This window comes from Xanthomonas sp. CFBP 8443, assembly GCF_025666195.1.
Classification (GTDB): domain Bacteria; phylum Pseudomonadota; class Gammaproteobacteria; order Xanthomonadales; family Xanthomonadaceae; genus Xanthomonas_A.
On record NZ_CP102592.1, the window covers coordinates 2,102,308 to 2,118,686 of the forward strand.

Here is a 16,379-nt window from a genome sequence, read left to right on the forward strand (position 1 = left end):
GCCGCTGCATCCGGCCGCGTGCAATGGAACCAAGGGTAATGCGCATGCCGGGTCGGTGTCCAGCGCTGTGGCGCTAGAATTGTGCGGGGTTCATATGCGAAGCGAAGGTCAGGTGGCGCGATGTGGTACGTGATCGAGGGATACGACGGCGCCGATGCGCTGCCGCGGCGGGCGGCGGCGCGGCCGCCGCACTTGGCCCGGCTGGTGGCGCTGCAGGAGGCCGGACGCCTGCTGCTGGCCGGTCCATGCCCGGCGATCGACGCCGAGGATCCGGGTCCGGCCGGCTTCAGCGGCAGCCTGGTGGTGGCCGAATTCGACTCGCTGGCGCAGGCCCGGGCGTGGGCGGAGGCCGACCCGTACGTGGCCGCCGGCGTGTATGCGCGGGTCGAAGTGCGGCCGTTCCGGAAGACCTTGCCATGAGCGCGCCAGCCCCGAGCGAGGCCGCCGCAGGCCGGGTCGAGCGCATCCGCACGGCGCTGCAGGCGGCGTTCGCGCCGCAGGCGCTGGAGGTCGAGGACGACAGCCATCGCCATGCCGGCCACGCCGGTGCGCGCGACGGGCGCGGGCATTTCAATGTCCGCATCGTCAGCCCGGCCTTCGCGGGGATGGCGCCGCTGGCCCGGCACCGCGCGGTCTATGCCGCGCTCGGCGAGATGATGCAGACCGACATCCACGCGCTGTCGATCCAAGCCGAAGTGCCGCGCGACGCCGCCTGACAGGCCGCCGCATTCCGGCGCAAACGGCGCGGCCAGGCCTGCCGATGCGCCGGAACATGGGCAAAAAATCCGGGATACATGCGTCGATTATGCTGCGTCGCATCATGATTCGGCCGATTTCCCGTTTGCCCAACTGACTGAATCCAAAAGATTTTATTGGAAAAATAACAAAAGGCTTCTGCCTCGCGCTGAAAACGATTACAGTCCGCGCCAGTTTCTCACTAGTCACTGCCGCGGAGGGCGGCACGATGGCGAAGAGCGCGGTCACCATCAAAGATGTCGCACGCGAGGCGCGGGTATCCGTGGCCACGGTGTCGCGTGCGCTCAACGGCCACGAGAACGTCGCCGAGCCGGTGCGCAAGCTGGTGCTCGAGGTGGCCGAGCGGTTGCGCTACAGCCCGCACGCGGCCGCGCGCAGCCTCAGCAGCCGCTCGACCCAGACCATCGGCGTGGTGCTGCCGGACCTGTACGGCGAGTTCTTCTCCGAGCTGATCCGCGGCATCGACGGCGCCGCCCGCGCGCGCCGCCAGCACCTGCTGGTGTCCAGCTACCACGGCGATCCGGAAGAGCAGGGCCGCGCGCTGCGCGCGATGCGCGGGCGCGTGGACGGCCTGCTGGTGCTGTCGCCGTACGCCGAACGCCCCGGCTTCCTCACCGACAACCTGCCGCAGGCGTTGCCGACGGTGTTGATCAACACCCATCTGCCCGATGCCGACTACCCGGTGCTGAGCATCGACGACCATGCCGGCGCGGTGGCGATGACCGAGCACCTGCTGGCGATGGGCCATCGCCGCATCGCCTTCGTCGCCGGCCCGGAACTGAACTTCGATGCGCGCGAACGCCTGCGCGGGTTCCGCGACGTCATCGCCGCCCATCCGGGCGTGGCCGAAGGCCAGGAGTTTCCGGGCGACTTCGACGAAGCCTCGGGCCATCGCGCGGGGCAGGCGATGCTGCAGGCCGGCGCGCTGCCGGACGCGGTGTTCGCCGCCAACGACATGACCGCGCTCGGCTGTCTGTACGCCTTCGCCCAGGCCGGCGTGCGCGTGCCCGACGACGTCGCCCTGGCCGGTTTCGACGACATCCCGCTGGCGCGTTTCGTTCACCCCTCTCTCACCACGATGCAGGTGAGTATCGCCGGCCTTGGCGAACAGGCGATGCGGCGTTTGCTGCACCTGATCGACCAGCCGGGAAGCGACGCGGGGCATCGGCAAACGCTGACGCCGCTGCTGGTCGTGCGCGATTCGAGCATCAACGCAAGGAAACAATAGGCGGCGCAACGTCGTCGCCGCCTGTTCGTCGCTGTCGTTCATAACGCTTCACTTGTTGCACTTTTCTCCCTTGTTGACGCAGTCACTACAACAACCAAGAACCACCCTGGAGGGTTTCATGAATCATCGTACTCACACGGCAGCCAAGCCGGTCCGCAAGCTGCTCAGCGCAGCGTTGGCCAGCTGCCTGCTGCTGAGCGCCGCGCCGGCGTTCGCGCAGAGCACCGCCGCCACGATCCGTGGCCAGGTCGCGAGCGACGCGGCGGCACAGGCCCAGGTCACCGCCACCAACCTGGCGACCGGCCTGTCGCGCACCGTGCAGGTCAACAACGGCAGCTATTCGGTCGGCGGCCTGCCGCCGGGCTCGTATCGCATCGACCTGACCGCCAATGGCCAGACCACCACCCAGAACGTCACCGTGCAGGTCGGCCAGACCGCCACGCTGAACCTCGGCGCCGCCGCGCCGGCCGCCACCGCCAACGGCGAAGGCGCCACCACGCTCGACGCGGTGCAGGTCACCGCGCCGCCGGTGCTGGTGGAGACCCGCACCTCCGAGAACGCCACCTACATCTCCAACGTGCAGATCGAGAAGCTGCCGCAGGCCACGCGCAACTTCCTCGAGCTGGCCGACAGCGTGCCCAGCGTGCAGTTCCAGCGCGACGCCAAGGGCAACACCTCGGTGCGCTCCGGCGCGACCTCGGCCAACGGCACCAACGTCTACATCGACGGCATCAGCCAGAAGAACTACGTGCTGACCGGCGGCGTCAGCGGCCAGGATTCCAGCCGCGGCAACCCGTTCCCGCAGTCGGCGATCGGCGAGTACAAGGTCATCACTTCCAACTACAAGGCCGAGTTCGACCAGGTCAGCAGCGCGGCGATCGTCGCCTCGACCAAGTCCGGCGGCAACGATTTCCACGGCAGCTTCTTCTGGGACACCACCAACGACGACTGGCGCGCCGAGAGCCCGCTGGAGCGCGAGGCCGGCAAGCGCGACGATTTCTCCGAAACCCAGTACGGCGCCACGTTCAGCGGCCCGATCCTGCAGGACCGCGCGCACTTCTTCGTCGCCTACGAGGCCAAGGAATACACCACGCCCAACACGGTGATCCCGGGCGGCATCTATGCCGATCGCGTCGATCAGCTGCCGGGCGAACTGCAGCCGCTGGTCGCCACCTACAGCACCCCGTTCAAGGAAGACCTGTATTTCGGCAAGATCGACTGGACGATCGGCGACAACCACCTGTTCGAACTGTCCGGCAAGTACCGCAAGGAAGACGAGCTGTCGGACATCGGCGACACCACCACCTACCAGCACGGCAGCACCAACGGCCAGGAAGAGAAGCGCGCCAACCTGCGCTGGCAGTACACCGGCGCGGCGTTCCTCAACGATCTGAACCTGAGCTACGAAAGCGCTTACTGGACCCAGGATCCGCTGACCAACGGCAGCGGCTACGTGCTCTCGTACGTGCCGCAGGCCGGCAACGAGACCACCATCCTCACCGCCGGCGCCGGCAGCAGCTTCCAGAACAAGGGCCAGGAAGGCTGGACCCTGCAGGACGACCTGACCTTGAACAGCATGGACTGGCACGGCAGCCATACGGTCAAGATGGGCTTCAAGTACAAGGACATCGAGCTGGATTCGACCCAGATCAATCCGGCCAATCCGCAGTACTACTACAACATCCTGACCGATACCGACACGCCGTACCGGGTGCGCTGGGGCGACACCAACAGCGGCGGCTCGGTGGTGTCCAAGAACAAGCAGTACGGCATCTACCTGCAGGACGACTGGGAGGTCAACGAGCACCTGACGTTGAACCTGGGCGTGCGCTACGACTACGAGAAGACCCCGTCGTTCCTCGATTTCGTGACCCCGGCCGACGTGGCCGGCGCGCTGCAGAACTGGAGCAATCTCAACAACGCCAACTACGACATCTCCAACTACATCAGCACCGGCAACAACCGCAAGGCGTTCAAGGACGCCTGGCAGCCGCGCCTGGGCTTCTCCTACGACCTGGCCGGCGATCAGGCGCACGTGATCTACGGCGGCGCCGGCCGTGCCTACGACCGCAACATCTTCGACTACCTGGCGCTGGAGCAGCTCAACAACAGCTTCAAGTCGTACAGCTACTACTTCAACAGCGCCAACAATCCCTGCCTGGGCGACCCCTGCGTGGCCTGGAACGAGAGCTACGCCACCCAGGCCGGCCTGGACGGGCTGGCCACCAGCAACACCGGCGGCGGCGGTCGCGAGATCTACCTGATCGACAACAACATCAAGGTGCCGTACTCCGACCAGTTCAGCATCGGCATGCGCAACATGCTGCACTTCTGGGGCAACGACTGGTACACCGACGTGACCCTGAGCCGGATCGTGAGCAAGGACGGCTTCGTGTTCCTGCGCGGCAACCGCCGTGCCGACGGTTCGTTCTTCCTGCCGGGCACCACCTCCGGCGTGCCGACCGAGTCGCCGGATGGGTACAGCGCGATCGTGCTGGGCACCAACGGCCTGGAGACGCGCAACAACCAGCTGGCGCTGAAGCTGGACAAGCCTTACGACAAGGAATCGGGCTGGGGCCTGACCGTGGCCTACACCTTCTCCGACGCCAAGGAGAACCGCCAGTACGGCGAGCACTACGCGCTGGACCAGGAGTCGATGGCCGGCTACGGCTGGCGCGAGGCCGGCGGCATCCCCAAGAACCGCCTGGTGGTGACCGGCATCTACGACCTGCCGTACGCCATCACCCTGTCCGGCAAGCTGTCGCTGGCCAGCCAGACGCCGCGTTACGGCACCAATTGCCTGGCAGGCAACGAGCAGTGCTATATCATTCAGTACAAGCCGGATTCCACGTTGGGCTACAAGGAATTCAGCCTGGCGGCGAACAAGGAATGGGATACCGGCGCCGGCATCAAGTTCAACGTGCGTGCCGACGTCATCAACCTGTTCAACTGGACCAACTATGCGGACTACAACACCGCCACCGGCACCTTCGACGATCTGAACACGTCGTACGGCACGCCGAATGGGGTGCTGGCCTCGCCGATGCGCACGTTCAAGCTGTCCTTCGGCTTGAACTGGTAAGTCCTGCTGCCGCGGCTCCCGAACGATCGGGAGCCGCGGCGGTCGCAGAGTGGGGTATATTTTCGGGTGTGGATGTAAACGATTTCACAGGGGTGGCACGATGATGAAGCAGCGCGCTTTCGTACGCTTTTCGCTGGTCCTGACGATCGCGGCCGGCGTGTTGTTGACGTCGTGCAAGAAAACCGAGGAACCCGCGGTGAGCGAAAAGAAGCCGGTGCAGGTGATCCTGATCGAGGCCGAGCTGCCGCCCAAGCCGCTGAAGCCGGAACTGCCGCCGCTGTTCGGCGACATCGAACGGCGCACCTTTCAGTTCTTCTGGGACACCACCAACGAGACCAACGGGCTGACCCCCGACCGCTTCCCGTCGCGGCCGTTCGCCAGCATCGCCTCGGTGGGGTTCGCGCTCACCGCGTATCCGATCGGCATCGAGAACGGTTGGATCAGCCGCAACCAGGCGATCGACCGCACCCTGACCACGCTGAAATTCTTCGAGGACGCGCCGGTCGGCCCGCAGCGCACCGGCAAGGCCGGCTACAAGGGCTTCTACTACCATTTCCTGGACATGCAGAACGGCCACCGCTACGACAGCTGGGTGGAACTGTCCAGCGTGGACACCGCGCTGCTGATGATGGGCGTGCTGTTCGCGCAGTCCTACTACGACGGCGACGACCCGCGCGAAAAGCAGATCCGCGAGATCGCCGACACCCTGTACAAGCGCGTGGACTGGACCTGGCTGCAGCAGCGCGAGCCGCTGATCTCGATGGGCTGGTTCCCCGAGAGCGGCTTCATCAGCCACGACTGGATGGGCTACAACGAGGCGATGATGCTGTACATCCTCGCTCTGGGGTCGCCGACCCATGCGGTCAGCCCGGACGCGTGGACGGTGTGGACGCGTACCTACAACAACGACTGGGGCGTGTACTACGGCCAGGAATACCTGTCGTTCGGGCCGATGTTCGCGCACCAGTACAGCCATGTGTGGATCGACTTCCGCGACCTGCAGGACCAGTACATGCGCGAGCGCGGCATCGACTACTTCCTCAACAGCCGCCGCGCGGTGCTGGCGCAGCGCGAGTACGCGATCGCCAACCCGATGAAGTGGAAGGACTACAGCGAGGACGTGTGGGGCCTGACCGCCAGCGACGGCCCGCAGAACACCGCGCAGGACTACCGCGGCGAGCAGCGCCAGTTCCGCCACTATTCCTCGCGCGGCGCCGGCCTGCGCGAGAACTTCGACGACGGCACGCTGGCGCCGACCGCGGCGGTGGCCTCGATCGTGTTCGCCCCGGAAGTGGTGATCCCGGCCACGGTGGAGATGCACAAGCGCTACGGCGACTACATCTATTCCAGCTACGGCTTCCTGGATTCGTTCAACCCCAGCTTCAACTACGATATTCCGCTGAAGACCGGGCGCGTGGTGCCGGACCGCGGCTGGGTGTCCAGCGACTACATCGGCATCGACCAGGGCCCGATCCTGACCATGATCGCCAACTACCGCAACGAGTTCGTCTGGAACGTGATGAAGAAGAACAAGTACGTGCGCACCGGCCTGGAACGCGCCGGCTTCAGCGGCGGCTGGCTGACCCCGGAAGGCGAGGCGCAGCCGGTGCCGAAGAAGGACGAGCAGGCCGCCGCCGCGCGCGCGATCGGCATTGCCGAGTCGCGCGCCGCGTCCGCCGAGGCGCAGCAGAATCCCGCGCAGCGCCAACCGCAGAAGCCCGAATGAGCGCACTGCGGACAACCCGTCGCTGGCTGGCGCTGGGCGCGCTGATGGTGGCCATCTGCGGCTGCGCGCGCGCGCCGCAGGGCGAGGTGGTGCGGTTCTGGGCGATGGGCCGCGAGGCCGAGGTGGTGGCCGAGCTGATCCCGGAATTCGAGAAGGAGAATCCCGGCATCCGCGTGGACATCCAGAACATCCCGTGGACCGCCGCGCACGAGAAGCTGCTGACCGCGTTCGCCGCCGACGGGCTGCCGGACGTGTGCCAGCTCGGCAACACCTGGATCCCCGAGTTCGCCGCGCTGGACACGCTGCAGCCGCTGCAGCCCTACGTGGACAGCTCCAAGGTGGTCGACCCGAAGGACTACTTCGCCGGCATCTGGGACACCAGCGTCATCGACGGCCAGCTGTACGGGGTGCCGTGGTACGTGGACACGCGCCTGCTGTTCTACCGCAAGGACATGCTCCGCGACGCCGGCGTGGAGACGCTGCCGCAGACCTGGGCCGAGTGGGAACAGGCCATGGCCGCGGTGAAGAAGCACGTGGGGCCCAAGCGCTACGCGATCCTGATGCCGATCAACGAATTCGAGCAGCAGTTGTCGCTGGGCCTGCAGCTGGACGATCCGCTGCTGCGCGATCACAACAACTACGGCAACTTCCGCAGCCCCGGCTTCCGCAAGGCGCTGGGCTTCTACGCCAACATGTTCGAGCAGGACTGGGCGCCGAAGATGTCCGAGACCCAGATCTCCAACGTGTGGGACGAGTTCTTCAACGGCTTCTACGCCTTCTACATCTCCGGGCCATGGAATATCCGCGAGTTCCGCAAGCTGGAACCGGCGGCGCTGAAAGGGCAGTGGGGCACGATGCCGCTGCCGGGTCCGGACGGTCCGGGAGCCGGCATCGCCGGCGGCACCAGCCTGGTGATCTTCCGCAAGTCGCAGCAGAAGGACGCGGCGTGGAAGCTGATCGAGTTCCTGTCGCGGCCGCAGACCCAGGCGCGCTTCCACGCGCTGATCGGCGACATGCCGCCGCGGCGCAGCACCTGGGAGTACCCGTCGCTGGCCAACGATCCGCTGGCGCATGCGTTCCGCGACCAGCTGGAGCGGGTCAAGCCGGCGCCGAAGGTGCTGGAATGGGAGCGCATCGTGCAGGAAATGCGGCTGGTCACCGAGCGCGTGGTGCGCGGCGGCGAAAGCCAGGAGAAAGCGGTGCAGGACCTGGACAAGCGCGTGGACGAGATCCTGGAGAAGCGGCGCTGGATCTATCAGCAGCAGCATCCGCAGGCAGCGGCGGCGCCGGCCGCAGGAGCGACGCCATGAAGCGCGGGTCCCTGGCCGGCTGGCTGTTCGCCGGCCCGGCGCTGATCGTGATCGGCGTGTTCTTCGGACTGCCGGTGCTGTCGGCGCTGGCGCTGAGCGTCACCGACTTCGACCTGTACGCGCTGGCCGACAGCAACCACCTGCGCTTCGTCGGCTTCGGCAACTACATCGAACTGCTGCAGACGCAGATGTTCTGGAAGTCGCTGTGGAACACCACCTACTTCGTCATCGTCGGCGTGCCGCTGTCGATCGGCGCCTCGCTGGGCGCGGCGCTGCTGCTCAACGCGCCGGTGGCGCGGTTCAAGCCGCTGTTCCGCACCGCACTGTTCGCGCCGGTGGTGACCACGCTGGTGGCGGTGGCGGTGATCTGGCGCTACCTGTTCCATACCAGCTACGGCCTGGTCAACTACGGCCTGAGCCACCTGGGCATCGGCCCGGTCGACTGGCTCGGCGACCCGCATTGGGCGATGCCGACGATCATGCTGTTCGCGGTGTGGAAGAACTTCGGCTACAACATGGTGATCTTCCTGGCCGGCCTGCAGGGCATCCCGCAGGACCTGTACGAAGCCGCGCGCATCGACGGCGCATCGAAATGGCGGCAGTTCCTGCACATCACCCTGCCGATGCTGGGGCCGGTGCTGCTGGTGGTCGGGGTGATCACCGTGTCCGGCTACTTCCAGCTGTTCGCCGAACCCTACGTGATGACCCGCGGCGACCCGCTGCAGAGCACGGTCAGCGTGCTGTACTTCATGTTCGAGGAAGGCTTCAAGTGGTGGAACCTCGGCCGCGCGTCGGCGGTGGCGTTCCTGCTGTTCCTGATCATCCTGGGAGTGACCTCCGTGATGCTGCGCTTCGGCCGCAAGAAGGACCTGGTATGAGCCGCGAGATCGGCGCTTCGCGCTGGAACACGCTGCTGGTCAACGGCGGGCTGCTGGTGTTGGCGCTGGTCAGCCTGGCGCCGCTGCTGTGGATGGTGTCGGTGTCGTTCATGCCGGCCGGGCAGGCCAGCCGCTTCCCGCCGCCGATGCTGCCGACCGGCCCGACCCTGGCCAACTACGGCGAGCTGTTCTCGCGCACCGGCATGGCCCGCAACTTCGCCAACAGCCTGCTGGTGTCGTGCGCGATCACCTTCGGCTCGCTGCTGATCAACACCATGGCCGGCTACGCCTTCGCCAAGCTTCGCTTCGTCGGCAAGGAGCGGATCTTCCAGATCCTGCTGGCGGCGCTGGTGATCCCGGCGCAGGTGGCGATGCTGCCGCTGTTCCTGCTGATGAAGCAGCTGCACCTGGTCAACAACTTCGGCGGGGTGGTGGTGCCGGCGCTGGCGACGGTGTTCGGCATCTTCCTGGTGCGGCAGTACGCGCGCTCGATCCCGGACGAACTGCTGGAGGCGGCGCGCATCGACGGCGCCGGCGAACTGCGCATCTTCTTCCAGATCGTGTTGCCGATGCTCAAGCCGGTGCTGGTGACGCTGACCATCTTCACCTTCATGGCCGCGTGGAACGACTTCATGTGGCCGTTGATCGTGCTGACCGACCAGGAGCACTACACCTTGCCGGTGGCGCTGGCGGCGCTGTCGCGCGAGCACATCATGGACGTGGAAATGATGATGGCCGGCGCGGTGGTGACGGTGATCCCGGTGCTGGCGCTGTTCCTGGCGCTGCAGCGCTACTACATCCAGGGCTTGCTGCTGGGTAGCGTGAAGGGGTGAGGCGCAACGCTTGCGCGCCACTGGCGCGCGTTGCGCCGAACGCCCGGCCACGGATGGCCGGGCCGGTTTGTCCGGAGCCGATCGGTTGCGCCAGGGATGGCATGGGAAAGATGCGAGTGCGGCGACGCGCTTGCGAGCCACTGGCTCGCGCGTCCGCGAACGCCTGGCCAGGGATGGCCAGGCCGGACGTTCTGGTGCACGAGTGTTGCGCCATGGATGGCAGCAGTTTTGCCGATCATGGAGCGCCACTGGCGCGCGTTGCGCCGAACGCCCGGCCACGGATGGCCGGGCCGGTTTGTCCGGAGCCGATCGGTTGCGCCATGGACGGCATCGGAACCGGGCGAGTGTGGGAACGCGCCTGCATCGCTTCGCGCTGAACTGCAGGCCATGATGGACGTACGTGCAGGAGGGGCGTCGGCCCCGACGCCTTGCTGGTAGAGCCAGGGCCGACGCCCCTCCTGCAAAAACCAACGACGAGCAGGACGAGGTCTATGACGGACGGTGCGGCGATGACGAGTGGACGGTGGCTGGTGGCGGTGCTGGGACTGGCGGCGGCGCAGGCCTTCGCCGCGGCGCCGACCGCGCCGCTGGCGCTGGACGGCTTCAACAACCTGGACAACTGGCAGATCGTCGTCTCCAACCAGGTCACCGCCTCGACCCGGCTGGTGCAGGCCGCCAGCGGCGGCCGCGCCAAGGCGATCTGCCTGGACTACGACTTCAACGGCGTCTCCGGCTACGCCGGCATCCGCCGCGCGCTGCCGGTCGAGTACCCGGACAACTACCAGCTCTCGTTCCAGCTGCGCGGCGATTCGCCGAGCAACGACCTGCAGTTCAAGCTGGTCGACGCCAGCGGCGACAACGTGTGGTGGGTCAACCGGCCGCGCTACGACTTTCCCAAGCAATGGACCACGCTCGCCTTCAAGAAGCGGCAGATCGACAAGGCCTGGGGGCCGAGCCCGGACAAGGAACTCAAGCGCAGCGCGCAGATCGAGTTCACCATCTACAACCAGGTCGGCGGCAAGGGCACGGTGTGCTTCGACCAGCTGGCGCTGACCCCGCTGCCGCCGCAGGACACCTCGCCGCTGGCGGTGAAGGTCAGCGCCGACACCGCGCCGGCGCTGGAGCAGCGCATCGCCGACGGCAAGGCGGACACGGTGTGGTACAGCGGCAACGCCAAGACCCAGACGGTGATGCTGGACCTGGGCAAGGTGCGCGAGTTCGGCGGCGCCAAGCTGCAGTGGGCGCCGGGCGTGTACGCCTCGCGCTACCGGCTGCAGGGCTCGGCCGACGGCCGCAGCTGGCGCGAACTGCGCAACGTCACTGCCGGCAACGGCGGCACCGACTGGCTGCCGATGCCCGAGACCGAGGCGCGCTACGTGCGCATCGACCTGGAGGACGGCCCCAGCTTCCGCTACGGCATCGCCGACATCGCGCTGCAGCCGCTGGCCTTCGCCGCCACCCCGAACGACTTCGTCAAGTCGGTGGCGGCCGATTCCACCCGCGGCTGGTTCCCGCGCGGCTTCAGCGGCGAGCAGCCATACTGGACCATCGTCGGCCTGGACGGCGGCCGCGAGCAGGGCCTGGTCGGCGAGGACGGCGCGATCGAAGTGGGCAAGGGCGGCTTCAGCATCGAGCCGTTCCTGCTGCTGGACGGCAAGCGCCTGAGCTGGGCCGACGTGAAGACCGCACAGAGCCTGCAGGACGACTACCTGCCGATCCCGAGCGTGGACTGGAGCCACGACAACGCCGGCCTGCGCATCACCGCCTTCGTCCAGGGCACCCCGGAGCAGGCGCAGCTGGTGGCGCGCTACCGGCTCAGCAACCCGAGCAAGCAGCCGCACGACTACACCCTGGCGCTGGCGGTGCGGCCGTTCCAGGTGAACCCGCCCAGCCAGTTCCTCAACACCGTCGGCGGGGTCAGCCCGATCCATCTGCTGGCGTTCGACGGCGGCCAGGTGCAGGTCAACGGCGAGCCGCGGGTGTTCGCGGTACAGAAGCCCGATGCGGCCTATGCCACGGCGTTCGACGCCGGCATCGACGTGGAGCGCTTGTCTGCCGATGGCGCCGCGCTGCCGCAGCAGGCGTCCGACGCCGACGGCCTGGCCTCGGGCGCGCTGCTGTACCGCGGGCGCCTGGCCCCGGGTGAAGTGCGCGAGGTGGCGTTGCTGATCCCACAGACCGGCGCGCAGGCGTTGCCGGCCGGTTTCGACCCGGCCAAGGCGCAGCAGCAGGTCGCCGCGCAATGGCGCGAGAAGCTGGACCGGGTGCAACTGCACGTGCCGGCCGAGGGCAAGGCGCTGGCCGACACGCTGCGCACCGCGCTGGCGCACATGCTGATCTCGCGGATCGGGCCGCGCCTGCAGCCGGGCACGCGCTCGTATTCGCGCAGCTGGATCCGCGACGGCGCGATGATTTCCGAAGGCCTGCTGCGCCTGGGCCGCGCCGACGTGGCGCGCGAATACCTGGAGTGGTACGCGCCGTACCAGTTCGCCAACGGCATGGTGCCGTGCTGCGTGGACGACCGCGGCAGCGACCCGGTGCCGGAGAACGACAGCCACGGCGAACTGATCTTCGGCGTCGCCGACTACTACCGCTACAGCGGCGACCGCGCATTCCTGGAGAAGATGTGGCCGCACGTGCTGGCCGCGTACGAGTACATGGAGCAGTTGCGGCTGAGCGAGCGCACCGAGGAGAACCGCTCGCGCAACCCGGCGTTCTACGGAATGATGCCGGTGTCGATCAGCCACGAAGGCTATTCGGCCAAGCCGATGCATTCGTACTGGGACAACTTCTGGGCATTGCGCGGCTACAAGGACGCGGTGGAGATCGCCGCCGAACTGGGCCGGATCGACGATGCGGCACGCTTCGCTGCCGCGCGCGACGAATTCCGCCAAGACCTGTACGCCTCGCTGGAGAGCGCCACGCAGCAGCACCACATCGATTTCCTGCCGGGTTCGGCCGAGCTGGGCGATTTCGATCCCACCTCCACGACCATCGCGCTGGCGCCGGGCGGCGAGCAGGGACGGTTGCCGCCGCAACTGCTGGGCAACACCTTCGAGCGCTACTGGGGCGAGTTCGCCAGCCGCCGCGACGGCAAGCGCGAATGGAAGGACTACACGCCGTACGAATGGCGCAACGTCGCCGCGTTCGTGCGCCTGGGCTGGCGCGAGCGCGCCTGGGACGCGACCCAGTTCTTCTTCAAGGACCGCGCGCCGCAACCCTGGAACCAGTGGGCCGAAGTGGTCTCGCGCACGCCGCGCAAGCCGTTCTTCGTCGGCGATCTGCCGCATGCCTGGGTCGGCTCGGACTTCGTGCGCTCGGTGCTGGACATGTTCGCCTACGCGCGCGACGTCGACGACAGCCTGGTGCTGGCGGCCGGCGTGCCGGCGGCGTGGTTCGACGGCAAGGGCATCGCCATCCAGGACCTGCGCACCCCGCAAGGCGAACTGAGCTACCAGTTGCGCCGGCAGAAGAATCGCCTGACCTTGGGCATCTCCGGCGGCCTGCGCGTGCCCAGCGGCGGCCTGGTGCTGCCGTGGCCGTACCCGGGCGAGCCCGGCCGCACCCAGATCAACGGCGAAGCGGCGCAGTGGGAAAACGGCGAACTGCGGATCCGTTCGTTGCCGGCGGATGTGCAGATTGAGGTGAGGTGAGGCGTCGGGACTCGGGACTCGGGACTGGGGACTCGGTGGAGCCGGGACCAGGGACCGGGGACCGGGGACCCGGAACGGCAGATGCGACAGCAACAGCCGGGACCAGGAACCGGGGACCCGGAACGGCAAACGCGACAGCAACAGCCAAACAAAAAGCGCCGGCATGCCGGCGCTTTTCTTTTGCTTTTGATTTTCCGGGTCCCCGGTCCCCGGTCCCCGGTCCCCGGTCCCGGCCTCACCCAGCCCTGACAGACCGCACGATCCCGGCCGCCTTCGCCGCGCTCTCCCGCACCTTGTCCCACTCGCCGTTGGCCAGCCAGTCCTTGGGCACCATCCACGAGCCGCCGATGCAGACCACGTTCGGTTGCGCCAGGTACTCGGCGGCGGTGCTTTCGCCGATGCCGCCGGTGGGGCACAGCTTCAGGTCGGCCAGCGGGCCGGCCAGGCCCTTGAGCATCGCCAGGCCGCCGACCGCCGAGGCCGGGAACAGCTTGCACACGCGGAAGCCGCGCGCCATCAGCGCCAGCAGTTCGGTCGGGGTGGCCGCGCCCGGCACCACCGGCAGCGGCGCCCGCGCCAGCGCGTCGGCCAGCGCCGGCGGCGTGCCCGGGGTGACGATGAAATCGGCGCCGGCGTCGATCGCCTGCTGCAACTGGGTCTCGCTGAGCACGGTGCCGGCACCGATCTTGATGTCCGGCAGCTCGCGCTTGAGCATCGCCAGCGCGTCCATCGCCACCGGCGTGCGCAGGGTCAGCTCGATCGCGGGCAGGCCGCCTTCGAGCAGGGCGGCGGACACGCGGCGCGCCTCGTCCAGGGTGTGGACGGTGACAACCGGCAGGATGCCGGCGTCGCGCAGCAGCGCTTCGGCTGTGTTCTGGTATTCGGCAATCGTCATGACAGTCTCGTGTTGGCGATGATGGCAGGGGTTCGTTGGCCGCATGCGGCCGGCGCAGGGGAGGGCAGGCGCGCGCGGCGCCTGCCGGGCCGCGGGCTCAGGCGTCCTTTTCCTCGTGCGGCGCGGCGGCGGCCTCGGCGCTGCGGCCCAGGTCGTACTCGGCGTCGTAGTCCCACACGTCGCCGTCGGCGGCCGGCGGGCCGCAGGAGATCGACATCGCGCCCTGGTCGGCGGGGCCGACCACGCGGCGATTGATCGCGAACAGGTTGCGGCCGATGTCGTGCGCGGCCGGCGCGGTGTTCGGCGCCAGCGCGCGCGAGGCCCATTCGACCGCATCCACCAGCACTTCCAGGGTGCCGGCCTCGCCGTCCAGGCGCACGATGTCGCCTTCGCGCACCCGGGCGATCGGGCCGCCGCGCGCCGCTTCCGGGGTCACGTGGATCGCCGCCGGGAACTTGCCCGAGGCGCCGGACAGGCGCCCGTCGGTGACCAGCGCCACGCGCCGGCCCTGGTTCTGCAGCAGGCCCAGCAGCGGCGCCAGCGAATGCAGTTCCGGCATGCCGTTGGCGCGCGGTCCCTGGTAGCGCAGCACCACCACGAAGTCGTGCGGCAGCACGCCGGCGGCATGCAGCTTGTTCAGGACCTGCGGCGCGTCGATGACCACCGCCGGCGCCTCGATGGTGCGGAACTCCGGCTTCACCGCCGACAGCTTGATCAGCGAGCGGCCGATATTGCCGCGCAGCAGGCGTAGCCCGCCCTGCGCCTCGAACGGGTTGGACGCCGGGCGCACCACCGTCTCGTCGGCGCTCTTGGCCGGAGTCGGCACGTAGGCCAGCGCGCCGTTCTGCACGCACGGCTCGTCGCCGTAGGCGCGCATGCCGCCGGGCACGATGGTGGCCAGGTCGTCGTGCATCAGCCCCGCGTCCATCAGTTCGCGGAACACGAAGCCGATGCCGCCGGCCGCGGCGAAATGGTTCACGTCGGCCTCGCCGTTGGGATACACCCGGGTCAGCAGCGGCACGATCTGCGACAGCTCGTCCAGGTCGTCCCAGGTCAGCACGATGCCGGCCGCGCGCGCCACCGCCACCCAGTGGATGGTGTGGTTGGTGGAGCCGCCGGTGGCCATCAGCGCGACCGCGGCATTGACGATCGCGCGCTCGTCGATCAGCCGGCCGAGCGGGCGGAAGTCGCTGCCCAGCGCGGTGATGCGCAGCGCGCGTTCGGTTGCCTGCTGGGTCAGCGCGTCGCGCAGCGGCGTGCCGGGGTTGACGAACGAGGCGCCTGGCAACTGCACGCCCATCGCCTCCAGCAACACCTGGTTGGAGTTGGCGGTGCCGTAGAAGGTGCAGGTGCCGGGCGCGTGGTAGGACGCCGATTCGGCGGCCAGCAGTTCGTCGCGGGTGGCCTGGCCGGCGGCGTAGCGCTCGCGCACCTCGGCCTTCTGCTTGTTGGGGATGCCCGGGGTCATCGGCCCGGCCGGCACGAACACCGCCGGCAGGTGGCCGAAGGCCAGCGCGCCGATCAGCAGGCCGGGCACGATCTTGTCGCACACGCCCAGGTAGATGGTGGTGTCGAACATGTCGTGGCTGAGGCCGATCGCGGTGGCCTGGGCGATCACGTCGCGCGAGAACAGCGACAGCTCCATGCCGGGGCGGCCCTGGGTCACGCCGTCGCACATCGCCGGCACGCCGCCGGCGACCTGCGCGGTGGCGCCGAGCGCGCGCGCGGTGCTGCGGATCATCTCCGGATAGTGCTCGAACGGCTGGTGCGCCGACAGCATGTCGTTGTACGCGGTGACGATGCCCAGGTTCGGCGTGATCCCGCCTTCCAGCCGGCTCTTGTCGGTCGGGCCGCAGGCGGCGAAGCCGTGCGCCAGGTTGCCGCAGCTCAGCCGCGCGCGGAACGGGCCATCGCGCAACGCGGCGTCGATGCCGGCCAGGTAGGCGCGCCGCGACGGCGCACTGCGCTCGCGGATGCGTTCGGTGATCGCATGGATTTTCGGATGCAGGCTCATTGGC

11 protein-coding genes are annotated in these 16,379 nt (G+C 68.1%); 9 read left to right on the forward strand and 2 right to left on the reverse strand.

The window, feature by feature from the left end:
- Positions 1-120 precede the first annotated feature (120 nt).
- The 9 genes from NUG20_RS08965 (at position 121) to NUG20_RS09005 (ending at position 13,466) form a co-directional block, all read left to right on the forward strand.
- Entirely contained in the window at positions 121-420 is a 300-nt protein-coding gene (locus NUG20_RS08965; protein WP_263397998.1) for a YciI family protein, read from the forward strand.
- Positions 417-716 (forward strand): BolA family protein, encoded by a 300-nt coding sequence (locus tag NUG20_RS08970; protein ID WP_263397999.1) that lies wholly within the window; start codon positions 417-419, stop codon positions 714-716. The genes NUG20_RS08965 and NUG20_RS08970 overlap by 4 nt, the downstream gene beginning before the upstream one ends.
- A 248-nt stretch (positions 717-964) precedes the next feature.
- Positions 965-1,984 (forward strand): LacI family DNA-binding transcriptional regulator, encoded by a 1,020-nt coding sequence (locus NUG20_RS08975; RefSeq protein WP_263398000.1) that lies wholly within the window; start codon positions 965-967, stop codon positions 1,982-1,984.
- A 118-nt stretch (positions 1,985-2,102) separates the two neighbouring features.
- Entirely contained in the window at positions 2,103-5,066 is a 2,964-nt protein-coding gene (locus tag NUG20_RS08980) for a TonB-dependent receptor (RefSeq protein WP_263398001.1), read from the forward strand.
- Positions 5,067-5,211: 145 nt separating this feature from the next.
- Complete coding sequence (locus NUG20_RS08985) at positions 5,212-6,792, forward strand: glucoamylase family protein (protein WP_317852746.1); 1,581 nt, start codon at positions 5,212-5,214, stop codon at positions 6,790-6,792.
- 44 nt (positions 6,793-6,836) lie between these two features.
- Positions 6,837-8,102, forward strand: a complete 1,266-nt coding sequence (locus NUG20_RS08990) for a sugar ABC transporter substrate-binding protein (RefSeq protein WP_263398431.1) — start codon at positions 6,837-6,839, stop codon at positions 8,100-8,102.
- Entirely contained in the window at positions 8,099-8,980 is an 882-nt protein-coding gene (locus tag NUG20_RS08995; protein ID WP_263109714.1) for a carbohydrate ABC transporter permease, read from the forward strand. Before NUG20_RS08990 ends, NUG20_RS08995 begins: the two co-directional genes overlap by 4 nt.
- Positions 8,977-9,813 carry a carbohydrate ABC transporter permease gene (locus NUG20_RS09000; RefSeq protein ID WP_184411024.1) on the forward strand — a complete coding sequence of 279 codons (837 nt, stop codon included), beginning with the start codon at positions 8,977-8,979 and terminating at the stop codon, positions 9,811-9,813. The genes NUG20_RS08995 and NUG20_RS09000 overlap by 4 nt, the downstream gene beginning before the upstream one ends.
- A gap of 509 nt (positions 9,814-10,322) precedes the next feature.
- Positions 10,323-13,466: a discoidin domain-containing protein gene (locus tag NUG20_RS09005; protein ID WP_263398003.1), complete on the forward strand. Its 3,144-nt coding sequence runs from the start codon at positions 10,323-10,325 to the stop codon at positions 13,464-13,466.
- A gap of 235 nt (positions 13,467-13,701) precedes the next feature.
- Here NUG20_RS09005 and NUG20_RS09010 read toward each other — a convergent pair whose 3' ends face one another.
- Together NUG20_RS09010 and edd are read right to left on the reverse strand one after the other, a co-directional pair.
- Positions 13,702-14,361, reverse strand: a complete 660-nt coding sequence (locus NUG20_RS09010; protein ID WP_263398004.1) for a bifunctional 4-hydroxy-2-oxoglutarate aldolase/2-dehydro-3-deoxy-phosphogluconate aldolase — start codon at positions 14,359-14,361, stop codon at positions 13,702-13,704.
- A gap of 97 nt (positions 14,362-14,458) precedes the next feature.
- On the reverse strand, positions 14,459-16,375 hold the full coding sequence (edd, locus tag NUG20_RS09015) for a phosphogluconate dehydratase (RefSeq protein WP_263398005.1): 1,917 nt from the start codon (positions 16,373-16,375) through the stop codon (positions 14,459-14,461).
- Positions 16,376-16,379: the final 4 nt, after the last annotated feature.